Origin of the sequence: Providencia sp. PROV223, assembly GCF_028479245.1 — a bacterium.
GTDB classification, from domain to species: Bacteria; Pseudomonadota; Gammaproteobacteria; order Enterobacterales; family Enterobacteriaceae; genus Providencia; species Providencia rettgeri.
This window is the reverse complement of the sequence record NZ_JAMPNG010000015.1, coordinates 58,331-83,247: the sequence shown is the minus strand read 5'-3', so window position 1 is coordinate 83,247 and position 24,917 is coordinate 58,331. Positions and strand designations below refer to the sequence as shown.

Sequence of the window (24,917 nt, the reverse complement as noted above, 5' to 3'; positions counted from 1 at the left end):
AACGTGCTCCTTAAATTGACAGCTTGTTAATACGTTTACCGCCGTAAAGCAGGTTCACGATAGCACGTGTACCAACGATAGCTGTAAACATAGAGGTTGCGACACCAATCGCTGTCGTAATCGCAAAGCCTTTAATAGACCCAGTACCCACTGCATAGAGAATAATCGCAGTGATCAGTGTCGTTAAGTTTGCGTCTGTAATACTTGAGAAGGCGCCTTTATACCCTTCATGAATTGCTTGCTGAACAGATCGACCGTTCTTGAGCTCTTCTTTAATCCGTTCGTTAATTAGAACGTTCGCATCGACGGCAACCGCAAGGGTTAATACGATACCGGCAATACCAGGCATAGTCAGTGTTGCGCCCGGTAATAAGGACATCACCCCAACAATTAACACCAAGTTTGCCAACAGCGCGCTACTCGCAATCAGACCAAATTTACGATAGTAAATAATCATAAATAGGATAGAAGCTAACAGACCTGCGATACAGGCTTTCAGCCCTTGCTCGATATTTTGCATACCTAGTGTTGGACCAATGGTACGTTCTTCAACAATTTGGATTGGCGCAATCAACGCACCTGCACGTAACAGTAATGAAAGCTGGCGAGCTTCAGTGCCGTTAGTAATACCAGTAATACGGAATTTGCTACCAAAACGTGCAGAAATACGTGCCGCATTGATGACTTTTTCATCTTTCACCAAAATTGAACGGCCCGTTGCATCTTTCTTGCCACTGTCTTTGTATTCAACAAACAGCGTTGCCATCAGCTTGTCTTGGTTATCACGTGTAAAGTCAGACATGATAGAACCACCAGAACTATCAAGACTGATACTCACTTGTGGTTGACCGTTTTCATCCGCATCAGATGTTGAGTCGGTAATATGGTCACCCGTTAAGATCACACGCTTATATAAGACATAAGGCATGCCTTCACGGTCATATTTAACTTCTGAATCACCTGGTACACGGCCACTTTCCGCTGCAGAAGAATCCACAGCGGTATTCACTAGACGGAATTCTAATGTCGCAGTCGCACCTAAAATTTCTTTTGCGCGCGCGGTATCTTGAATACCCGGTAATTCAACCACAATTCGGTCAGCGCCTTGGCGTTGAACGAGTGGCTCCGCAACACCTAATTGGTTTACACGGTTGCGAATAATAGTAATGTTCTGAGAAACCGCGTAGTTACGTGCTTCACGTAAGCGCTCGTCGGTCATCACTGCGATCATGGTGTTATCGCTGCCATCACTAAAGACTAAGTCTGGGTATTTACGAGACAATGCTTTTTCAGCTTGGCTACGATCATCAGCGTTACGGAAACGAACTTCCACGCTATAATCATTGCCTTTACGAATAGAAGAGTACGCAATGCCTTCTTGACGCAGGTCATTACGCAAACCATCCATGTTTTGTTCCTGCAATTTACCTAATGCAGTGTCCATATCAACTTCCATCAGGAAGTGAACCCCACCACGCAGATCAAGACCAAGCTTCATCGGTTCACCACCGATAGCTTCGAGCCACTTAGGCGTTGCAGGTGCAAGGTTTAATGCAACAACATACTGGTCACCCAGTGCATTCATGATCACTTCACGCGCACGTAACTGAACATCAGAGTTGTTGAATCGGGCTAAAATGGCCCCATTTTCTAGAGAGATAGATTTACTCTCAATTTTATCGTCTTTTAACGATTTCTGGACTTGGATCAGCGTTTGTTCATTGGCGGCGGTTCCCCGCACGCCAGTGATCTGAACAGCCGGATCCTCACCATATAGGTTTGGAAGTGCATAAAGCAAACCGATGAGGATCGCGAAGATCAACATCAGATACTTCCACAAAGGATAACGGTTTAGCACGGCAGTTCCCTTCGGGAGAATCAGAATTAAATTGCTTTCATTGTGCCTTTAGGTAAAACAGCAGCAACGAAATCACGTTTGATGGTTACTTCTGTGTTCTCACTCAGCTCAAGAACCACATAACCGGTTTCAGACACTTTAGTTACACGTCCGATTAAACCGCCAGTTGTTAAAACTTCATCACCTTTAGTGATAGATTCCATCAATTTACGGTGTTCTTTCGCACGTTTTTGCTGTGGACGCAAAATCATGAAATAGAAGATCAGCGCGAAAACAACAAGCATGATAACCATAGTGTACGGGCTACCTTGCGCTGGTGCACCTGCTGACGCCGCTGCTTCAGAAATAAAAAAACTCATTCAACTTTCCTCATTGTTTTATTGAAAGCAATTTTACATACAAAAAAGCTAAGTTTGATATGCTACACAGATTAATGGCATTTCGCACTTAAATTCATTCGATATTTAATGAAGGTTCAGGTTTACCAATCTTTTGGTAAAAATCTTTAGCAAACTCTTCAAAATTCCCATTTTCAATGGCTTGGCGAATACCGGCCATCAAGCGCTGGTAATAACGTAAATTATGGATGGTATTGAGCCTTGCACCAAGAATTTCATTACATCTATCAAGATGATGCAGATAAGCGCGGCTATAATGACGACAAGTATAGCAGTCACACTCAGCATCCAGTGTTGATGTGTCTGATTTATACTTAGCATTACGAATTTTTACCACGCCATTTGTCACAAATAAATGCCCATTTCGCGCATTTCGTGTTGGCATCACACAATCGAACATATCGATTCCGCGACGAACCCCTTCCACTAAATCTTCAGGCTTACCAACCCCCATTAAGTAACGAGGTTTTTCCGCTGGAATTTGCGGGCAGACATGTTCTAAGATTCGGTGCATATCTTCTTTCGGTTCGCCAACGGCTAAGCCGCCTACAGCGTACCCATCAAAGCCGATTTCCACCAGCCCCTTAACTGAAATATCACGTAAATCTTCGTAAACACTACCTTGAATAATACCGAATAAGGCATTTTTATTGTTTAGTTCGTCAAAACGTTGGCGGCTACGTGCAGCCCAACGCAGCGACATTTCCATTGATGTCTTTGCATAGTCCCAATCTGCTGGATATGGCGTACACTCGTCAAAAATCATGACAATATCTGAACCGAGGTCATACTGAATTTCCATCGACTTTTCAGGGCTTAGGAAAACTTTTTCACCGTTGATTGGGTTGCGAAAATGCACACCTTCTTCTTTAATTTTGCGCATCGCACCAAGACTAAAGACCTGAAAGCCACCTGAATCGGTTAAAATTGGGCCTTGCCATTGCATAAAGTCATGGAGGTCACCATGCAACTTCATAATTTCTTGCCCAGGGCGCAACCACAAGTGGAAAGTATTCCCTAATAAGATTTGAGCACCAGTCTCTTTAACTTCTTCCGGTGTCATGCCCTTAACAGTACCGTAGGTTCCTACTGGCATAAATGCAGGGGTTTCCACCACACCGCGCTCAAAGACTAAGCGACCACGGCGTGCATTGCCATCGGTCGTTTGTAATTCATATTTCACGTTTGCCTCCTAGCAGCAGAAAAACAGTCTGTTGCTATTGATAATATTAATTTGCTAAGCAAGCAGCCGATGCCACCGCTTCAAACTGATTACTCACCAATTTTCTCGAATCGAGCATTTGTATTGGGGGTAATGAACATAGCATCACCATAACTAAAGAAGCGGTATTTTTGTTCAACGGCTTCTTTATATGCATTCATGGTGTTTTTGTATCCAGCAAACGCAGAAACCAACATAATCAATGTCGATTCCGGTAAGTGGAAGTTGGTGATCAGTGCATCTATCACCTGATATTCATACCCTGGATAAATAAAGATTTGGGTATCATCAAAAAATGGAGCAATTAAAGCATCTTGGCTCGCTTTTGCGGCACTTTCTAGCGACCGAACGGACGTCGTTCCAACAGCGATAACGCGATTACCTCTGGCTTTACAGGCTAAAACGGCATCGACGACCTCTTGTGGTACTTCTGCATATTCAGAATGCATAATGTGATCTTCGATCGTATCAACACGTACAGGTTGAAAAGTACCGGCTCCCACATGCAATGTTACAAACGCCATTTCTACGCCTTTTTGGCGCAATGCTTCAAGTAACGGTTCATCAAAGTGTAAGCCCGCCGTTGGTGCTGCAACAGCCCCTGGTTTTTCACTATATACGGTTTGATAAAGTTCTTTATCTGATTCTTCATCAGGACGATCAATATAAGGCGGGAGAGGCATATGACCAATTTGGTTTAGAATGCTTAATACATCACGTTCATCGTCAAAACGCAGTTCAAACAATGCACCATGACGCGCGACCATCGTCGCATTCACGCTTTCATCTTCGCCTAGCAGTAATTCAGCCCCTTCTTTTGGTGCTTTTGATGCCCTAACATGAGCGAGCACGCGGTGTTCATCCAACATACGCTCAATCAGAACTTCAATTTTACCACCGCTAACTTTGCGCCCAAATAACCGTGCGGGGATCACGCGAGTGTTATTGAACACCAGCAAGTCACCATGCTCCAATTTTTCTAGAATATCGGTAAAAACACCATGCGTGAGCTGCCCTGAGCCGCCATCTAGGCTTAATAAACGGCAAGCACTACGCTCAGCCTGCGGATAATGGGCAATCAGTTCTTCAGGTAATTCAAAAGTAAAATCGGAAACACGCATTGTATTGACATCAATCTAAAAAAACAGGCGACTAGTCTAGTGCCGCACTGACTTTGGCGCAAGAAATAAGCGCAAAATCGGACAAAAAACCACCATTTTTTAACAAATAATTTGTTAGCAAAAAATTCTGCGTACTATTTATCCATTCAAAGAATGAATTATTTCAATTTCAATAAACTTTTATAACAAATTTATTTCGACTTTTTTCTACTCGATAGGTATACCCATGAATTTCAAATTAGAGGAATTCTTTATTCCTCTGCCAAGTAATGTCCTGTGAGTTTCGAATTCAACATAATTACTGCTATAGTTTGAGCAATCAAAAAGTTAGCTAAGCTGCGTTGCATGTCCTATGGATTTCGAATCACAGGTAGGCAGCAAGTAAAGATATCCCGATGAGCATACATGAGTATGTGATTCGGGTGGCTTTACGAAGCTAACACCCCTGTGGTTTGAAAGACGACGGACATTTTAAAGTGAATTATTTAGCGCACCTCCACCTGGCCCATCTCGCTGACAGCTCCTTACTCGGCAACATCATGGCTGACTACGTCCGCGGTAACCCTGTGGGCCTTTACTCCCCCGAAATTGTCTCTGGTATCTTTATGCATCGAACTGTCGACCGCATTACAGATACTCACCCTTTAGTCAAAGAAGCTAAATTGTTATTTCGTGATGAATATCGCCGTGTTGCCCCCATAACATTGGATTTAGTTTGGGACCATTTTTTATCGCTGCATTGGTCAACTATTGAGCCATCAATACCTCTAGTAGACTTTGTACGTGACTGCCGAAAAATAATTGAGCCGCAGCTTTGTCATACCCCTGAAAAATTCCAGGAGTTAAATGAATATCTCTGGCCTCAACAGTGGCTAATACGCTATGCAGATAAAAATTATATTGGAAAATCACTGAGTGGGATGGCAAGAAGACGCCCCAAGCTCAGTGCGCTAAGTGGTTCATTTGATGATTTTTTATTGCAGTATGATGCGTTAGAAACTATTTTCTTTCAATTTTATCCGCAAATGATGGCTAATGCGCTGCAACATTTTTTTGTACAGACTGTCACAATTAACACAAAGGAATAAATTAAAGCTTGCACTTTAGTGGAATAAAACTATCTTATTGATATTAATTTGATAAACCAGTATTATTGATAGTTAAAACCTATCACAATAATCGGTTTAAATGACTTTATTGTCAAAAGATCTTTTTCTATTCTTTCAGAAGTCTAAATCCACACTATTTATCAGTGATTAAATAGACAGGACAAAAAACTTTAATTCAAACTCATAGGAGTAAATTATGGTTCTGGTAACACGTCAAGCCCCTGACTTTACTGCAGCAGCTGTTTTAGGTAACGGTGAAATCGTTGAAAACTTCAACTTAAAAAAACACATTGCTGGTAAACCTGCTGTCATCTTCTTCTGGCCAATGGATTTTACTTTCGTTTGCCCTTCAGAGCTGATCGCATTTGACCACCGCTATGAAGAATTCCAAAAACGTGGTGTAGAAATCATCGGTGTTTCTTTTGACTCTGAGTTTGTTCATAACGCATGGCGTCAAACATCCGTAGATAAAGGCGGTATTGGTGAAGTTAAATACCCAATGGTTGCTGATATCAAACGTGAAATCATGGCAGCATACGGCATCGTGCACCCAGATGCAGGCGTTGCCCTGCGTGGCTCTTTCCTCGTTGACAAAGACGGTATTGTTCGCCACCAAGTGGTTAATGACCTACCATTAGGCCGTAATATCGACGAAATGCTGCGTATGGTTGACGCGCTGCAATTCCACGAAGAGCACGGTGATGTTTGCCCAGCTCAGTGGGAAAAAGGCCAAGAAGGTATGAATGCATCTCCAAAAGGCGTTGCTGACTACCTTACTAAAAACTCTGCAAAACTGTAATTCGTTACGCGAGTTTTAGAAAAGCGGGCATCAAGCCCGCTTTTTACTTTTGTGAACCAAGTCTATCTTTTCTCTTCCTACTCGCAATTATTCCACTCAGTTAACAATTCTTAACTCAAATACTCAATGTTTTGTATTATTGTGTGCTATACATTAAAAACACAAATAATTAACAAACTATTCATATTGAATATTTGTGCGATAGAACAACTCAATTAACCCTAACTGGGAGATACGAATGATAAAAACATCATTACGCCCTGCGGTTCTATTTCTTTCCTTACTTGTTTCTAATCAGCTGTATGCCGCTTCTGAACCTGCCGTTGAAGCAAAAAAAGGTATGGTTGTTTCCTCCCAACATTTAGCATCACAAATTGGGGCTGATATTCTAAAATCAGGCGGCAATGCTATTGATGCCGCTGTTGCGGTAGGATATGCACAAGCCGTAGTTAACCCTTGCTGTGGCAATATCGGCGGTGGTGGCTTTATGACTATTCATCTAGCCGATGGCAAAGATTTATTTATTAATTTTAGAGAAACCGCGCCCGGTGCCGCTAGTGCAGATATGTATTTAGATAAAGACGGCAAACTAATCAAAGATGCGAGCCTATATGGCTACCTCGCGTCAGGTGTACCAGGTACCGTTAAAGGCCTAGACTATGCCTTAGAAAAATACGGTACGATGAGCCGCCAGCAGGTGATGGCGCCGGCTATTAAATTAGCAAGAGAAGGCTTTGTGCTGACTAGAGCGGATACTGATGTCCTCGACACCACGACAGAACGTTTTAAACAAGACCCTGAAGTCGCACGTATCTTCTTAAAACCGGATGGTCGTTCTTTCCAACCCGGTGACTTGTTAGTTCAGACCGATTTAGCTAACACCTTAGAAAAAATTGCCCAAAATGGCCCTTCTGCTTTTTACGAAGGAGAAATCCCCGAAATTGTTGAAGAAGCCTCTAAGAAAAATGGCGGCATCTTAACCGCAAAAGATTTTGCAGATTTTACTATCACAGATACAGCGCCTGTTAGCTGTACCTATAGAGGCTATCAATTTATTTCTGCACCACCACCAAGTTCAGGTGGAGTGACTATCTGCCAAACGCTTAATATCTTAGAAGGGTATGACCTCAAAGAAATGGGCTTTAACTCCGCGGACTATATTCATACTCTAACGGAAGCGATGCGCCATGCTTATATGGACAGAAATACCTTCCTCGGTGATCCTGAGTTTGTCGATAACCCAACGGAAAAGCTACTCAGCAAAGCCTATGCAGAAGAGTTACGCAAAGAAATCAAACCCAACCAAGCAACGCCATCCACGCAAGTTCAACCTGGAATAGGGCCTCACGAAAAACCGGAGACCACGCATTATTCTGTTGTTGATGAAAAAGGAAATGCGGTTTCAACTACTTACACGATTAATGGCCGCTTTGGTTCTGTCGTTATCCCTCCGGGGACAGGGTTCTTCTTAAACGATGAAATGGATGATTTTACAACGAAAGTTGGCGAGAAAAATTTGTATGGCTTAGTACAAGGGGAGCGCAACTCTATTGCTCCAGGTAAGCGCCCACTATCCTCGATGAGCCCGACTATCGTGACGAAAGATGGCAAAGTATTTTTAGTTCTCGGTTCACCCGGAGGCTCACGAATTATTTCGATTACGCTGCAAACCGCTTTAAATATTATCGACCATGGTATGCCACCACAAGAAGCCGTTAATGCACCGCGTATTCACCACCAGTGGCTCCCTGATGAGGTTTATTATGAGCAAAGAGGCGTTTCTAAAGACACCTTAGCACTACTCGATAAAATGGGTTACCAGATGGTTGAACAAACACCGTGGGGTGCCGCCGAGCTGATTATGGTCGCGATCCCTGAAGGAGCTGGTGTTAGTGCCAAATCTTCGGGTAATGATTCCGCTGTTTCAGGGAAAGTTCGCGAAGGTTTCATTTATGGCTCTAACGATGTACGTCGCCCAGCAGGGAGTGCTGTCGGTGTTGATTAATGGCCTAATAAAATAGAAAAAGGAGCTATTTAGCTCCTTTTTTGTAATTTCAATTAATTACACTTGCTTATGCTGTGCAGCAGGTGACACAAACTTATCGCATAAAATAGCCACGACCATCACAACAACAGTTGGTAATACCCAGACTAAGTCTTGTTTATACAGTGGCATTGCTGTCATCCATTCAGGAATATAACCTTTAAGATGGTCTGACGCTTTTACGGCACCGATTAAACCGACGACAAAGCTAACTAACATTGTCGGCGCAATCACTATCGTTGGGTTTTTCCACCACTTCAAAGTAAAGCTTAATAAAATTAAGACAATACAAGGTGGATAAATTGAAACTAGCACGGGTAATGAGAAGGCGATTAACTTACTCAAACCTAAATTTGAGATCACCATGGAGAACACACCCAAGATCAATACCAGTTTACGGTAAGAAATCGGTACATAGCGGCTAAAGAACTCGGCACAGGCACAAGTTAAACCCACGGCAGTTACCATACAGGCAACAAAGATTAATACCGCAAGGAAGAAGCTACCGTAATTACCAAAAGTATACTGAACATAGGTATGTAAAATATCAGCGCCATCAGCAGGGTTTGGAATTAACGAACCGCTATTCTCACCAAGCTTAAACAAGGACAAATAGACCAGAGTTAATAATACCCCTGCAATTAACCCTGCCCACATAGTGTAACGGGTTAATAGTGAAGAGTTTTCGATACCCCTTGAACGCGCCGCATTAACAATAACGATACCAAATACCATAGCACCAAGGGTATCCATAGTTAGATAACCATTGATAAAGCCATTCGAGAAAGCCATCTCACGGTATTCTATTGTAGAAGGGATCGGATCCCCCGCAGGCCACATGACAGCCGCAATACCCAAAATAGCCAAGGCTAACATTTTTACAGGTGCTAAAATGTGCCCAACGCTATCGAGCAGTTTTCCGGGATATAGTGAAATACCGATAACTAGAACGAAGTAAACTACGCTGTAGATAAGTAACAGCATATCGGACTCACCACCGAATAAAGGTGCGATACCGACTTTATAGGATACAGTCGCCGTTCTTGGCGTTGCAAATAGAGGCCCTACAGACAAATAAGCAACAACCGCCAATAGTAACCCTGCCGTTTTGCCAACGGGTGTACTGAGCGCTTCAATGCCCCCACCCACTTTAGCTAGCGCAATAACGGTTAAAACAGGTAAACCCACGCCTGTAACCAAAAACCCTAGTGCCGCAGTCCAAACTTGTTCCCCTGCCTGCAAGCCAACCATGGGAGGAAAGATAATGTTTCCTGCCCCTACGAATAACGCAAAAGTCATAAAGCCTAATGCGATGATATCTCTTGATGATAAACGATGAGCCATATTATGTTATTTTTAAGTGACAAAATAGAAAATTATGGGTTTACACTTAGCAACCCTTTGAAATATATATAGCGAGATAGAATTCTGATAAACATACTGTTAACAATATAAAAAAGCATGTTTGTTTGTATCATACGAAATGAAAAGTCAAAAAACAGAAAAATTCGCCAATAACTGACAACAAGTAGAACTTTTATAGGGCAAAAAGGCAATAGCAAACCGAAAAACAAGAATAAATAACTAAACTAATTTTCAGAACTAGTGATTACTTTCAGTAAAATCCCAATACTCGTTATATGCTTTGCTCGAAAAATGAACAACTCGTCTTTTTCTGGTGATTAAAATTGATTATTTAACAGAATATATAATTAATGTGATAGCAATAATCAGCATTAAATATATATGTTTTGAATTTAATACAGGTATGGATTGATAAATAGAAATAATCCACTTTATTAATATTTTGATTATATTAACAAAGTGGAATTATTTACCCATTTTTAAGTTTTTTGTCATCAACAATAAATACTGGCGGTAAAGTAAATGAAAACTCACTCCCTTTACCTAATTGACTTGTTACCACCAATTGGCTGCTATGGTGCTGTAATGCATGTTTAACAATAGCCAACCCAAGGCCGGTACCTCCACCGCCTTGGCGGGAGCGTGCTTTATCTACCCGATAAAACCGTTCTGTCAAACGAGGAATATGCTCTGTAGGTATCCCTTGCCCGTTATCTCTCACACTAAAGCGAGCACCCTGACCATTTCTTTGCCATTCAACCCAAATTTTGGTGCCTTCTGGCGTATGGCTGATTGCGTTATAGACTAAATTCGCCACTGCACTTCGTAATTGTTCTTCATTACCATGGACACGCAATTTTTCATCAACATGAAATTCAAACTGGTGGCGCCCTTGGCTTAAACTTAACGCTTCTTGCTCAATCATTTTGAGAATGACAGGGATATTCACTTGCTCATCAAGGTTAATTTGAGGAGCAATTTCTATACGTGATAACTGCAAAAGCTGTTTAACCAAGTTATCCATACGATGAGTTTGCTCTTGCATGACATGCAGTGCTTTTTTATTGGCCGCAGTGACATTTTCTTGGTCATCCATGACCTCAAGGTAGCCTTGAATGACAGTAAGAGGAGTTCGTAATTCATGGCTTACATTCGCAAAGAAGTCCCTACGGGCCTTTTCCAAACGGCGTTTTTCTGTCACATCTCGAGCTACCATCAATAACTGCCCTTCGGTATACGGCAAGATACGAAATTCAACAATTTCACCACTATTGAGCTCGATAGTCAGCGCTTGGTCATAACGCTTAATGGTGAAGTATCGGCTAAAATCTGGGTAACGTAATAAATTAAAAATATGTTGGCCATTATCTTCAGGCCAACGGAAACCGAGTAAAGCCTGCGCATGACGATTACACCAGAAGATATTCCCTTCTGTTGTCATCATAACCACAGCATCAGGTAGTGATTCTGCGCCACTACGAAACCGTTTAATTAACTGGCCTAGCTCACGACGGCGTTTACGATTACGTTGTTGCATCTGGTAGATGCCATAAAATATCGGTTCCCACCCTCCTTTCCCCTCGGGTGGTAACATGCTTTTATCGAGCCACAACCAGTAAGAGAGTTTAAGTAAGTTATACCCATGCCATATCAATGCAGCAAGTAGCGATATCACTAATAGCCACGCTAGGTGGCCAATAAAAACCGATAAGATAAGGGCGGGTAAGATAAATAAAAACAGCCCCCAAATCAGCTGCTTAATCGATAAACGTTCAAGCACGCATGCCTCTCCCTTTGTGGTTTTTAGTAACGGATAGAAAAACGATAACCTGTACCGCGTACAGTTTGTACCATTTTATCATGACCTTCCGTCTCTAGTGCCTTTCTTAACCGCCGAATATGGACATCAACGGTTCTATCTTCCACATACACATTGGCTCCCCATACATAATTTAGTAGCTGTTCTCTACTATATACGCGTTCAGGGTGAGTCATGAAGAAATGCAGTAATTTATATTCAGTTGGCCCCATATCGATAGGGATTTCATTGCTGGTCACACGATGAGAAGTAGGGTCTAACGTTAACCCATTCATTTCAATAATATCTTCTGTCGCCATTGGTGAAATACGACGTAAAATTGCCTTTACCCGAGCGATTAATTCCTTTGGTGAAAACGGCTTAATCAGATAGTCATCCGCGCCAACTTCCAAACCTTTTACGCGGTCTTCTTCTTCTCCTCGTGCGGTTAACATCATGACAGGAACGTCACGTGTTGCGCTATCACGCTTCATATGCTTAATTACTTGGATTCCAGATCCCCCTGGGATCATCCAATCCAGTAGTACGAGATCGGGTAGAGGGTCAACGAGTTGTGCAATCGCACTGTCATAATCATCAGCTTCAATAGGCTGAAAACCATTCTGTTCTAATACAAAACAAACCATTTCTCGGATGGGCGCTTCATCTTCAACAACTAGAATGCGTCTTGCCATGATTGTTCCTGTAAAATTAAGAAGACATTTAAAATGTGAAAGCATTATGCGTCACTTTTATGACAGAATTATGAATATCAATGAGCAAAACTCATATTAATCTTTATTTTAGCGGTTAAATGTCATTTAAGTGAAATATTTCCGCAACATGGTAATAAAGCCGCAAACATCCCTCAACGAGTTATCTGGATCAGGTATACTCAGTTATCGAACGCTCGTGCACATTATTGTTGATAGGAATTGATAGCTCATGCGCATTATTCATACTTCAGACTGGCACCTTGGTCAGTATTTTTTTACCAAAAGCCGTGCGCCTGAGCACCAACATTTCTTGAATTGGCTCGTTGAACAAGTGGAATTACATCACGTTGATGCAGTCATCGTTGCTGGTGATATCTTCGATACAGGCTCTCCGCCTAGCTATGCACGTGAACTGTACAACAAATTTATTGTTGATTTACAAAAAACAGGCTGCCAATTAGTCATTTTAAGCGGTAATCACGACTCAGTTTCTGTACTCAATGAATCAAGTGCTCTACTTCGTTACTTAAATACACAAGTCATTACGTCGGGAAGTGAGCCCCATGTTGTTACCTTAGTCAATAAACAGGCTCAACCTATTGGTTTAGTCTGTGCCATTCCTTTTTTACGCCCTCGAGATATTCAACTAAGTATTGCAGGGCAAGATATTGAAGAGAAACAACGCTCGCTGCAAACAGCTATTCATGATCATTACCAAGCCAGCTACCAACTCGCGCTAGAACAGCGAACCGCTTTGGGGCTGGATATTCCAATTATTGCAACAGGCCATTTAACTGTTGTCGGCGCAGCCTTAACTGACTCTGTACGAGATATTTATATTGGTACGTTAGATGCGTTTCCTTCAGGGGCTTTTCCCCCCGCTGACTATATTGCCCTTGGCCATATTCACCGGCCCCAAGTGATTGGAGGACAAGAAAATATTCGCTACTGCGGTTCACCTATTGCATTGAGCTTTGACGAAACGACACAACAAAAAAGTGTCTGCCTTGTTGAATTCAGCGGAAGTGAATTGACTCAAATCACACCACTGGAAATCCCGATTATTCAGCCATTACAAAGTATTAAAGGCTCCTTAAACCAAATAGAACAGCAATTAGAGATATGGAAAGATTACCAAGGTGATAAACCGATTTGGCTTGATATTGAAGTTGCTTCACAAGATTACCTCGCCGATATCCAACAACGTATTGAAGCTTTGACACAAGACCTCCCAGTCGAAGTCGTAATACTACGCCGTGCACGCAAGCAAATACAGGGACAAAGCCAAACCTTGGCCAATGAAACATTGAGTGAACTCACCGTAGAAGACGTTTTTTTACGCCGCCTTGCTCAAGAGTCTTTAGAAGATCCTGAGCGTGAACAGCGTCTATTCCAGCTATTTCAACAATCTTATGACGCAGTGCAACTGAGCAAGGAAAGTTAATATGAAAATTTTAAGTTTACGTTTAAAAAATATTAACTCTCTTAGAGGTGAATGGAAAATTGATTTCACTGAAGAGCCATTTGCTAGCAATGGCCTGTTTGCCATTACGGGTGCCACTGGTGCAGGGAAAACAACCTTATTGGATGCGATTTGCCTCGCGCTTTATCACCGAACACCGCGTTTAAAAACCATTTCTAATGCACAAAATGAACTGATGACTCGCCATACAGGGGAATGCCTCGCGGAGGTAGAGTTTGAGGTCAAAGGTAAAGCTTATCGAGCCTTTTGGAGCCAACGACGGGCTGGAGGGAAACCTGATGGCAATTTACAACAGCCTAAAGCGGAGCTTGCAACGGTTGCTGATGGTAAAATATTGACCGTAAAAATCACAGAAATAAAAGAATTAGTGGCGCAAATAACAGGGCTTGATTATGAGCGTTTTACTAAATCCATTTTACTCTCCCAAGGGGACTTCGCGGCTTTTTTAAATGCCTCTGAGAAAGAACGCGCTGATTTACTTGAAGAAATTACAGGCACCGAAATTTATAGCCAAATTTCAATTTATGTTTTTAATCAACACAAGCAAGCCAAAATTGACTTAGATTTGCTAAAAGCAAAAGCGCAAAACATTAATTTACTCACAGAAGTAGAACATCAAGAATTATTGGTACAGCAAAACGATTTGCTTGAACAAGAAGCACAAACCAAGCAACAGCGTGCTCGCCACCAACAAGGGGTTAATTGGTGGCAACAATATCATCAACTCACCCAGCGCATGCAATCACTTGATGAAGAACTCAAAAAAAACGAACTTGAGTTCCAAGCCGCGCAACCTCAATTAAAAAGATTAGCTGATAGTGCCCCTGCGGAATCCCTTCGTCCATTATGGCAGGAAGTTGAACGACAACAGCAACAACTCACTGAATACACGAATAAACAACACCATTTGAAACTTAGCTTGCAAACCCAACAAACTGAGCGCGCCCCACTGCAAGAAAAGTTGTTTAAATCGCAATCCGAGTATCAACAACACCTTGATTTTGCCAAACAACAACATCAATTGATTGAAGAAACAGTCAGGCCTCTTGATAACCAAATTGCACAATTGAAACAGCAACAATCTGAAATTAAACAGCAAATTGAACAACAACAAATCACTCTTCAGCAAAAGCAATGCTTAGTTAGTGAAACGCAAAGTCAGATCCAAAATGCGTACATTGAGTTAAAAAAACACAATATATTCCTAGAAGAACACCCAAAAGACGCTGAGCTCAGTTCACAAATAGGCAGTTGGCAACAACAAGGCCATTTTATTTTCGAATTAGCTGATAAACTGGCCAGCTTGCACGAAAAACAACAGATACTTTCAAATGAAGTCGAGCAGTTACAGCGGCAACAGCAGCAGCAAACAGAGAAATTATCCCAAAAACGTCTCGAGTTAGAGCACAGCACTGTAGCGTTCAAAAAACAAGAAGAAATCTACAAGCGAAACCAAGAAAAACATGACATTAACACCATCAATCAACACATTGAACAGCTACAAGCACGTTTGCAACATGCTAAGTTATTGCCATTAATATTATCTCAATGCCTTAATGCGCAAACGCAAAAACAGAAACAGCTCCAAAAAGATGTTGAATTAGCGCAAGATATCATCACTACGCAAAAAGCGTTGAGCCTTGCGGTAACACATATTAATGAATTGACCCCACTCATCAAACTAACCAATGATAAATTACAATTAGAACAAAAAATTGTCAGCCTAGAGCATGAGCGCCAGCAACTAATAGCAGGTAACCCCTGCCCATTATGTGGTTCAACAGAACACCCGGCAGTTAACGATTATCAATCAATCCATCTCAGTGAAACACAGCAACAACTCATTGAACTAACAAATAAACTCGACCAATTAAAACAACAACAAACCCAGTTAGAATCACAACTTCACACACAAAAACAACGTCAAAACGAAAATTTACAGCAACAGCAGCAAATCAATGAACAATTCGATGTATTTAACCAACAGTGGCAAAAGACATGTGAGCAAGCACTCACACCTGAGTTGGCCCAAAATGAACAAGCCGTTACGCTCTTTGTTAATCAATTAACAGAGCAATTGGCGACGCAACAGAAAATAGTTGTGGATATGGCTGCTCTTGAGCGTGAATACCAGCAAACCAAACATCATTTACACGAACAACAAGCAAGCTTTACCCAGTTGCAATCAGACCTGTTATTAGTCGAAGAACGCTTAAAAAACCAAACACAACAACATGATGAGTTGCAAAAAGAACAGAGCCAATTCCAACAACGTAAACAGAGACAAATAGAGCAGTGGCAATCTACCCTAGCGCCATTTAACTTAAATGTGCCAGATAAAGATAAGTTCGATGAATGGGTTCTCGATATTACTCAGCGAAGTGAGCGTTTTAATAACCAAAAAATGGCGGCGCAAACACTTAGCCAACAAATTGAGGTCAATTATGCCACATTAAAAGTTGAGTCAGAGCAACTCAATATTCTCAATCAACAAATTGAACAAGAAAGAAATCGCCTTAAACAAATTGAGTTAGGTTTAGAGCAAAAAACAGCGCAACGAAAAACACTGCTTTCTGGCTTAGCTATCAGCCAATTTATTCAGCAGTTGAATGACAAACAAACCATACTTTTCCAAACTCAGGAACAATTAAGCAAACAACTCAATGAGGTTGATAAAACCATCGCATCGATGAATGGAAGTTATCAAGAGCTCATTGACGCCTGTGAAAAAACAAAACTGGCGCAAATACAAGCTAATACCCTGTTTACTCAAGCACTTATGGATAGCCCATTTCGTCATCAACAAGCTTTCCTTGATGCGTTAATCAGCCATGAAGAAAAACAACAATTAGAAGCACTAAAACAACATATTAACCAAGCTCGCATACAGTGTGAAACGCGTTATAAAGAGGGGTTGCAGGCTATTGAAGCACTGAATCAACAGCGTATCACTGATTTTTCAGCGCTTAATGAAACGCAATTACAAACAATTGTTACTCAGTTCGATGAAGAAATTAAGCAAATAAACCAAAAACAAGGCCAGATAATTAACCAGCTCAGTACAGACAAGCAACTGCGCCATCAACAACAAGATTTGCTGCAACAAATAGAAAAAAGCCAATTAAGTTATGATGACTGGAGCTATCTCAGCTTACTTATTGGTTCTGCTGAAGGAGATAAATTCCGACGTTATGCGCAGGGCTTAACTTTGGACTGTTTAGTTTCTTTAGCAAATCAACAGCTTGAGAAACTTCATGGCCGCTATTTATTACAGCGTAGCCACCAAGCAAACCTTGAATTACAAGTTATTGATGGCTGGCAAGCGGATAGCATTCGAGATATTAAAACCCTTTCGGGTGGGGAAAGTTTTTTAGTGAGTTTAGCGTTAGCTTTAGCGCTATCCGATATGGTAAGTCACCGTACACAATTAGAATCGCTCTTTTTAGACGAAGGTTTTGGTACTTTAGATGCAGAAACGTTAGATATTGCCCTTGATGCATTAGAAAGTTTAAATGCATCTGGCAAAACTATTGGCGTAATTAGCCATGTGGAAGCAATGAAAGAACGTATTCCCGTCCAAATTGCAGTGAAAAAAGGCAATGGGCTTGGCTTTAGCGAACTTCCCGCACAATATCGCATCACCTAACTCAATTTAGTGACCATTCAGGGTGGGAAATTTCCCCACCCTGATGATTAAATCGCCTCTAATGCTAATTCCAATGCATATTTAAGGTCATTCACATTTTCAATACCTATAGATAGACGAACTAAATTATCACTAATACCGATTTGCTCTCTGACCTTTTGAGCAACACCTGAATGAGTTGTCGATGCCGGATGGCTAGCGAGCGACTCAGTTCCCCCTAAACTAACCGCTAATTTAAAGATTGCTAAGTTGTCTAGAAAACGAAATGCATCCGCCTCATTATTCCCTACATTGATAGAGAAAGTTGAACCCGCTCCTGTACATTGTTTTTGATAAACTTGATGCTCTACACTCGCTTTCGGAAAAAAAGCAGGAAAATGCACTTTACTGACTTTAGGGTGCTGATGGAGATATTCAGCTAATACTTTTGCACTCTCATTTGCCCTTTCCATACGTAATTGTAATGTTTCTAACGACCGCCCTAACATCCAGCTAGAGTGAGGGTCAAGCTGTGTACCGATGGCATTACGTTGAGCTTTTACTTTCTTGACTAGCTTCTGACTTCCAACCACCGCACCTGCGACTAAGTCTGAATGCCCTCCCACATATTTAGTTAGTGAGTACACACTCAAATCTGCACCTAACGACAAAGGCTTTTGAAACACAGGCCCTAGCAACGTATTGTCGCAAATGACTAACGGAGTTTGCCCATTTTGCTTCGCAGCTATCTGCTTAGCCACATGGCTAATTAATTCAATATCAACAAGTGTATTCAATGGGTTAGATGGTGTTTCAATATAGATAGCCGCAATTTTTTGCTCTTTCCCGACTCGATTAGCAACTTCTAAGATGGATTTCTGCTCGTACCCATTTTGAAATGGAACCGAAGTTATTCCGAAACGAGCCAACGTGTTTAAAAATAGGGTTTCAGTTCCACCATAGAGTGGCTGAGAGTGGAGTAGTACATCACCCGGTTGCAATACTGCCATTAAGCAAGTTGTAATTGCCGACATACCGGAAGAAAATAGCGCTGCGCTTTCTGCACCTTCATACAGGGCTAGTCTATCTTCAACAATCTCACTATTTGGGTGGTTAAAACGTGAATACACCAGTCCTTGTTTCTGGTTTTCGCTTGTTTGTGTGCGCCCACTAACTAAATTAAAAAAATCTTTTCCTTCCTGAGCAGTTTTAAATACAAATGTAGATGTCAGAAAAACAGGCGGTTTAATTGATCCTTCTGAAAGCTTAGGGTCATACCCATAACTCATCATTAAAGTTTCTGGGGATAATTCTTTACCTTGTAAATCCTTTTGATAGCTTTGTTCTGACATTTTTAGCTCCAATACGGTTTATCATCATATCTCTAACGACTCGATTACTCAGATAATATTGTTATTACTTATTATTTGCTCATATTCCTTAGGATAAAAGCGACGAGTTACTGTTAAATGGGAACGCAAACGCCCTTTAATGACATTTTTTCCAAGATTAGTAAATAATGGGTTTAATGGATCGCTATCCGGCCCTAACGCTTGTTGTGCTAAATAATGGGGTAAATTTAATAATGGGACTTCTTCCGCAAAAATATTTGGTGTAATAAAATAAGCAATGGAATAGCGGGAATGACTATTTTTACGCCTAACAACTTGATGAACATTCGCACGTAAATAGCCATTAGTGGCTAATTCAAATACTTCTCCAATATTTACCACAAATGCATTTTCCAAAGGTTCAACATCTATCCAACCAGCATCAGTTTCAACTTGTAGCCCCCCACTATTATCCTGCCATAATAAGGTTAAAATTCCCGCATCTTTGTGCGCTCCAACCCCTTGCTCCCCTTCATTATTATCTTCCCTTGCCGGATAATGAATAAGTTTTAATAAATGTTGGGCAGGGTCGGCAATAATTTCATCAAAGCTATTTTCAGGCAATTCTAATGCAACTAAAAATGCTTTAATTAATTTTACCGCAATGGTTCGCATTTCACGTTGCCACGCAAGTGCTTGGGGTTTAAGTTCAGGTAAGGATTGTGGCCATTGGTTTGGCCCATGTAAATTAAACCAGATAGGGTCATCTTGATTAAGTTGTAATGCCGGTAACTCTTCGCCAATATCAATCTGTTCACGGTAATCTGGCTGGCTACGAGTGCTCTCTTCAGTGGATGCCGTGTACCCTCGAAAATGCTTTGAGTATTCCATCGAGATACTTTCTTTTTCGCTTTGAGGTAAGGCAAAAAATTGCTTGGTTGTCGCTAATAATTGCTCTCGGGTGCCAACGGAAATATTATGCCCAACGAGATAAAAAAAGCCAATTTCCCTGGCAATAAAGCGCAATTTTTTATAGAAACTCTCTCGTGTTTCAGGGTTTTCAAGCTCATGTAAATCAATAATAGGTAATTGTGTGATAGACATATTAATCGGCCTTTTTAAATATTTATTTAAATAATGAATAAAATTCACGATATATTTATCACTCGATTAAATACCACATCTGATATTACTAAAAATAATTTAAAACTATATCGATATAACTTTTTGAATATTTTAGCCTCATATAACTAAAAAGAAAAAATGTGGAAAAAATATTATTTATAAAGCGTTATTTTTATTTGGTTAGATACTGATAACAAAACCAATTAGAGATCATCAAATGAAAAAACTACCTGCAGTGTTATTGTCTTTGTCGTTAACGGCCTTGGTGGCATGTTCCCAAGAAGAAAGCACTAACGAAACAACAGAGTCACAAAAAGCAGCATCACAAAAAATTGTTATTGGTAGCCACGGTAGTGATGCAGATATATGGCAATTTATTGCTCAATCACCGGAAGCTAAAAAAGCCAACCTCGATATTGATGTCAAAATTATTGATGATGGAATAACACTTAATGTCGCCACTATTGACGGAGATGTTGATGTTAATGCATTTCAATCTTGGGGCTTTTTAAAAGATTTTAATAAAAGTCATAATAACCAATTAACCGCAATTTCAACCACCTATTTTGAGCCAATGGGCATATATTCGGTAAAGCATAAAAAATTGGCTGATTTACCTCAGCAATCTATCGTTGCCATTCCTAACGATGCCGCCAACCATATACGTGCACTTAAATTACTTGAAAAGTCAGGGTTAATTGCATTAAAACCTGATTTCAACCAAGCCACAGGGTCTACTAATGATATTGTCTCGAACCCTAAGAACTTAGTGTTTAGGCAAATAAAATATGCTCATGGCCCAAGGGCATTACCTGATGTTGATATCGCAGTCATCGGTAATACAGCTGCACAAGAAGGTGGGTTAAATGTTTTAACTGACTCGTTATTTAGGGAAGAAAATGATGAGACTATTATCAATAATATCAATTTATTAGTCGTTAAAACAGATAACAAGGATAACCCCAAATTTGCCAAATTAGCAGAACTGTACCACACTGAAGCGGTAAGAAAGTACATCATTGATAATTTTGGCGGAACTAAAATCGAAATAACCAAAAATGTTAGTGAACTCAATTAAGTAAAACTAGTTATCATTCTTGCCTAGCAGGGTTACGCCTCTAGCTAGGCTCTTTCATTTCCCATATTCCTCCCCCTTTTATACTCAATTATTTTCTATGCATATTATTCATTAGTGTTTATTAATGTGGTTTTTTGCTATGAATCATCGCTAAAAATAAAAATAACCTATTGATTTTAAATCAATTAAATCCAACCCTTAACTTGGCGCAAAAATTTGAACCTTATCGTTAAATTTTTTTTCTATGATTTTTTATTCCCCACGTTATAGTAATAATCATTGAAACACACTACGGCTTCTAAGATTTATTCAATAACATGCCGTGCGCTAATGAAAAGCTAGGAGACTAAAATGTCTAACGCATTTATCGAAATGATTAAAAATCGTCGTACCATTTATAACCTCGGCGATGCTTTACCTGTATCAGAAGAACACGTCACGAAATTAATTAAAGAAGCAGTTAAACATTCACCATCATCATTTAACTCACAAACATCTCGTGTCGTAATTTTATTTGGTGCTGAACACAAAAAATTATGGAATATGACCAAAGAAGCACTACGTAAAATTGTTCCTGAGCAAGCCTTCGCTGCAACAGAACAAAAAATTGATAGCTTTGCTGCAGGTGCCGGTTCTATTCTGTTTTTTGAAGACCAAGACATCGTAAAAGGCTTACAAGAGCAATTTCCTTTATATGCGGATAACTTCCCAATTTGGTCTGAACAAGCCAGTGGTATCGCTCAATTCGCAGTCTGGACTGCATTATCACAAGAAAATATTGGTGCATCTTTACAACACTATAATCCACTGATTGATAATGACGTTCAAGCAGCATGGAATGTGCCTGCTAACTGGATATTACGCGCTCAAATGGTATTTGGTTCTATTAATTCACCAGCAGGTGATAAAGACTTTATGGACGATGATGTTCGTTTCAAAGTTTTCAAATAAGCTGAAATAATACTAAAATTTTAAATAATCCCCTCGTAATATACTTACGGGGGGATTTTATTTATATCATATTATTAAAGTGCATAGCTTAATGTCATCACTTATGATTTCCACCATTTAAAATATAATAATAACTTATTCTAAATTAATCTGCGCTATCAACAAAACATATTTATTAAAAATACTTTATCGAAATAAATATAAATATTTACAATTACACTGTTATTATTACACTTTCATTACCACTTGATCATTAATTGATCAGAAGAAATTAAACAAATAGATAAATTGATACTTATCAACGAATTAATCAATCACCCCACTAAACTCTAAGTATATTTTCATTTTTAGTTTTGCATTATGGATATTTGAACTACACTAAAAGTGAAAGCACAAAAACACGCTTCATCGTGTAACGTGTTATTAAGGGGGTGGACTATGAAAGGTTTATCTTTACTAACATCTGTTGTTGCTATAATCATTTCAAGTTGTTCTTTCACCTATGCAGGCAATAATTCATCAGGAGGTACAATTTCATTTACAGGTTATATCTATGAGCCACAATGTTCAGTCAATGTTGAACATAAAGAGCAAGTTAATGTTAAATGTTACCGGAAAGGTAAAGACATCTCGATAACCCGTTCCTTAAAAGAGGGCCAAAAGATAGAGTCTGAATATGTTAAAGTAGAATATGATAAATATTCTAAATTACCTATGTTGAATGTTTTTTATGAATAGTAATATGATGCCTACATTAAATTATAACCGCTCGGGGTATTAAACTTTAAAAGTGATGTTTATATTCCGAGCACTATTTTCCCTTATTATCCTCACTTCGCGTCTTTTCCTCTAAAAAATCGCCTCCCAAACCTATCAGTTAGCCATTAAAAAGCCCACCCGTAGGTAGGCTCGAATAATACAAATACGTTAAAATTACTTCTCAGTTAAGTCTATTTGATAAATAGCGAAACCAATATCATCAGTACCGATTTGTTTCATCGGATACTGTGCATTTTCTTTGATAAAGTTTGCAGCCTTTTCACTTGGTGCTGTTTCAAAGCGAACATCCAGTTTTTTGTCTGTTTTAATTGGTGTGAATGACCAATTATTAGCCGCTTTAGTCGCAATTTGTCCTTTATCTTTAGACTCTTTAGCAATATAAGCCGCTAAAATAGAACGGTTTTCATCCGGAGATGCAAATGCAACATTATTATCACCTGTTCCCGCAAATTTACCGCCGTAGCCACGGTAGTTATTCGTTGCCACTAAGAAGGTGGCTTTTGGATCAATCGGCTTACCTTGATAGGTGACATTTTTGATTCGGTTAGCATCTTTGTTGACAGTTTGGCAATCAACATCGTATTTCGCTGGTTGAGTCAAGTCGATTTGATAATTTACACCACTAATTGTATCAAAGTTATAAGTTCTGAAACCATTCCAATTCAATAAGTTTTGTGGTGCTGTTGATTGTGGGTTGATTTGATTGAACATTCCCGCTGAACATTCTAACCATTCGACGACATCCGCACCGGTCGCTTTAACCACAACCAACGTATTTGGATATAAATATAAGTCAGCAGCATTACGGAAGGTTAAATCACCTTTTTCGACCTCAATGAATTCAGTTGGTGAATTTTTACGACCGCCTGCCTTAAATGGTGCTGCGGCTGCAAGAACCGGTAAATCAGCCAGATCAGGGTCACCTTGAATAAAGTTTTTGGTGTAATCGATTTGGGCGTCATTCACGATTTGTACAGTTGGGTCGCTTTGAACCAATGCTAAATAGCTGTACATGTTTTCGGATGCTTTACCGATATGTTTCCCAACAAATTTACGAGTATCTTGGTGTTCTTGCTCAATAATTTTTGCGAGGTCGCCATCGCGTTCAACCAAGGCTTTCTTATTTGGTTTGTCATAGACAGGACGTGCATGAGCGGTTGCATCAACTACTTTCCAAGCACCATCATCATTATTGACCACTAAATCAACAACACCTAAATGATCACCCCACTGCCCTGGCATGACGGCTGGCACGCCATTAACAGTCCCTTTCGCAACATCAACACCCTTGATATCACTGAAATCTTTGCTTGGGAACACACCGTGTGAGTGGCCAAACATAATCGCGTCAATACCCGGAACTTCGCTGAGGTAATAAACTGAGTTTTCAGCCATTGCTTTATATGGCTCTTGCGAGAAACCAGAGTGAGGGATCGCAACAACTAAATCTGCTCCCTCTTTTTTCATTTGAGGTACAAATTTTTTCGCGGTTTCAGTAATGTCATTAACTAATACTTTGCCTTCTAAATTTGGTTTATCCCAAATGAGAATTTGTGGTGGAACAAAACCAATATAACCAATCTTGATGGTGTGTGTTTTGCCGTCTCTATCTTTAACCGGTGTATCGACAATAATGTATGGGTTAAAGTAGTTTTTACCTGTTTTCGCGTCGATAATATTGGCATTAATGTATGGGAATTTTGCGCCATCAATCGCTTTGTGTAAGAACTCTAATCCAAAGTTAAACTCATGGTTACCGAAGTTACCTACGGTGTAACCCATAGTATTTAAAAGTTTATGTGCCGGGTGAGATTCACCGTCTTTTAAACCTTCACCTACTATATAGTCTGCTAATGGGCTACCTTGGATTAAATCTCCGTTGTCCACTAATACTGAGTTTGTTGCTTCTTGTTTAGCGGCTTTAATTAATGTCGCGGTACGTACGTAACCAAATTGCTCTGTCGGCTTGTCTCTATAATAATCAAAGTCAACGAGGTTGCTGTGAACATCCGATGTTTCCATTACGCGTAAATCAACCGTTGCTGCGTTCGCATTAAATGCGACTAACATAGCAAGTGTTGAAAGTTTTAATACTTTATTCATGTAATCCCCTT

18 protein-coding genes are annotated in these 24,917 nt (G+C 40.2%); 8 read left to right on the top strand and 10 right to left on the bottom strand.

The features are described from left to right. Positions 1-10 precede the first annotated feature (10 nt). From secD to queA, 4 genes are all read right to left on the bottom strand, one after another. Positions 11-1,858, bottom strand: coding sequence for a protein translocase subunit SecD (gene secD, locus PR767_RS16010; protein WP_004914628.1), 1,848 nt, complete (start codon positions 1,856-1,858; stop codon positions 11-13). 26 nt (positions 1,859-1,884) lie between these two features. After that, positions 1,885-2,217 carry a preprotein translocase subunit YajC gene (gene yajC / locus PR767_RS16005; RefSeq protein ID WP_004905542.1) on the bottom strand — a complete coding sequence of 111 codons (333 nt, stop codon included), beginning with the start codon at positions 2,215-2,217 and terminating at the stop codon, positions 1,885-1,887. A gap of 94 nt (positions 2,218-2,311) precedes the next feature. Beyond that, positions 2,312-3,439: a tRNA guanosine(34) transglycosylase Tgt gene (gene tgt / locus PR767_RS16000; protein WP_004914630.1), complete on the bottom strand. Its 1,128-nt coding sequence runs from the start codon at positions 3,437-3,439 to the stop codon at positions 2,312-2,314. Between the two features lie 89 nt (positions 3,440-3,528). Continuing rightward, positions 3,529-4,599 carry a tRNA preQ1(34) S-adenosylmethionine ribosyltransferase-isomerase QueA gene (gene queA / locus PR767_RS15995; RefSeq protein WP_109911878.1) on the bottom strand — a complete coding sequence of 357 codons (1,071 nt, stop codon included), beginning with the start codon at positions 4,597-4,599 and terminating at the stop codon, positions 3,529-3,531. A gap of 476 nt (positions 4,600-5,075) precedes the next feature. Here queA and PR767_RS15990 point away from each other — a divergent pair, with 476 nt between their 5' ends. The 3 genes from PR767_RS15990 to ggt all read left to right on the top strand — a co-directional run bounded on the left by PR767_RS15990 (position 5,076) and on the right by ggt (position 8,512). Then, entirely contained in the window at positions 5,076-5,687 is a 612-nt protein-coding gene (locus PR767_RS15990; RefSeq protein WP_117162859.1) for an acyl carrier protein phosphodiesterase, read from the top strand. Positions 5,688-5,904: 217 nt separating this feature from the next. Then, a complete protein-coding gene (locus tag PR767_RS15985) occupies positions 5,905-6,507 on the top strand; it encodes a peroxiredoxin C (protein ID WP_272520603.1) in 603 nt (200 codons plus the stop codon). A 238-nt stretch (positions 6,508-6,745) separates the two neighbouring features. Further along, a complete protein-coding gene (gene ggt, locus PR767_RS15980) occupies positions 6,746-8,512 on the top strand; it encodes a gamma-glutamyltransferase (protein WP_196723296.1) in 1,767 nt (588 codons plus the stop codon). Between the two features lie 57 nt (positions 8,513-8,569). Here ggt and brnQ read toward each other — a convergent pair whose 3' ends face one another. The 3 genes from brnQ to phoB all read right to left on the bottom strand — a co-directional run bounded on the left by brnQ (position 8,570) and on the right by phoB (position 12,409). Beyond that, complete coding sequence (brnQ, locus tag PR767_RS15975) at positions 8,570-9,895, bottom strand: branched-chain amino acid transport system II carrier protein (protein WP_004914636.1); 1,326 nt, start codon at positions 9,893-9,895, stop codon at positions 8,570-8,572. Between the two features lie 490 nt (positions 9,896-10,385). After that, complete coding sequence (gene phoR / locus PR767_RS15970; protein ID WP_272520602.1) at positions 10,386-11,696, bottom strand: phosphate regulon sensor histidine kinase PhoR; 1,311 nt, start codon at positions 11,694-11,696, stop codon at positions 10,386-10,388. 23 nt (positions 11,697-11,719) lie between these two features. Then, positions 11,720-12,409 carry a phosphate regulon transcriptional regulator PhoB gene (phoB, locus tag PR767_RS15965; protein ID WP_004914638.1) on the bottom strand — a complete coding sequence of 230 codons (690 nt, stop codon included), beginning with the start codon at positions 12,407-12,409 and terminating at the stop codon, positions 11,720-11,722. Positions 12,410-12,659: 250 nt separating this feature from the next. Between phoB and sbcD the strand changes: the two genes are divergently transcribed. Together sbcD and PR767_RS15955 are read left to right on the top strand one after the other, a co-directional pair. Further along, a complete protein-coding gene (gene sbcD / locus PR767_RS15960; RefSeq protein ID WP_272520600.1) occupies positions 12,660-13,874 on the top strand; it encodes an exonuclease subunit SbcD in 1,215 nt (404 codons plus the stop codon). Between the two features lies 1 nt (position 13,875). After that, on the top strand, positions 13,876-17,559 hold the full coding sequence (locus PR767_RS15955; RefSeq protein ID WP_272520599.1) for an AAA family ATPase: 3,684 nt from the start codon (positions 13,876-13,878) through the stop codon (positions 17,557-17,559). Between the two features lie 47 nt (positions 17,560-17,606). Here the strand turns inward: PR767_RS15955 and PR767_RS15950 are convergent, their stop codons facing one another. After that, positions 17,607-18,890 carry a cystathionine gamma-synthase family protein gene (locus PR767_RS15950; protein ID WP_272520598.1) on the bottom strand — a complete coding sequence of 428 codons (1,284 nt, stop codon included), beginning with the start codon at positions 18,888-18,890 and terminating at the stop codon, positions 17,607-17,609. Positions 18,891-18,938: 48 nt separating this feature from the next. Beyond that, positions 18,939-19,973 (bottom strand): isopenicillin N synthase family dioxygenase, encoded by a 1,035-nt coding sequence (locus PR767_RS15945; RefSeq protein WP_109911871.1) that lies wholly within the window; start codon positions 19,971-19,973, stop codon positions 18,939-18,941. 238 nt (positions 19,974-20,211) lie between these two features. Between PR767_RS15945 and PR767_RS15940 the strand changes: the two genes are divergently transcribed. The 3 genes from PR767_RS15940 to PR767_RS15930 all read left to right on the top strand — a co-directional run bounded on the left by PR767_RS15940 (position 20,212) and on the right by PR767_RS15930 (position 22,761). Then, positions 20,212-21,072 (top strand): MetQ/NlpA family ABC transporter substrate-binding protein, encoded by an 861-nt coding sequence (locus PR767_RS15940; protein ID WP_004914646.1) that lies wholly within the window; start codon positions 20,212-20,214, stop codon positions 21,070-21,072. Between the two features lie 351 nt (positions 21,073-21,423). Beyond that, positions 21,424-22,023 carry a nitroreductase family protein gene (locus PR767_RS15935; protein ID WP_004914649.1) on the top strand — a complete coding sequence of 200 codons (600 nt, stop codon included), beginning with the start codon at positions 21,424-21,426 and terminating at the stop codon, positions 22,021-22,023. A 438-nt stretch (positions 22,024-22,461) separates the two neighbouring features. Then, positions 22,462-22,761, top strand: coding sequence for a hypothetical protein (locus PR767_RS15930; RefSeq protein ID WP_004914650.1), 300 nt, complete (start codon positions 22,462-22,464; stop codon positions 22,759-22,761). A 195-nt stretch (positions 22,762-22,956) separates the two neighbouring features. On the opposite strand, the gene PR767_RS15925 is transcribed toward PR767_RS15930, so the two are convergent. Further along, the gene (locus PR767_RS15925) at positions 22,957-24,906 is read right to left on the bottom strand and encodes a bifunctional 2',3'-cyclic-nucleotide 2'-phosphodiesterase/3'-nucleotidase (protein WP_272520597.1); all 1,950 of its coding nucleotides are present in this window, start codon (positions 24,904-24,906) and stop codon (positions 22,957-22,959) included. Positions 24,907-24,917 lie beyond the last annotated feature (11 nt).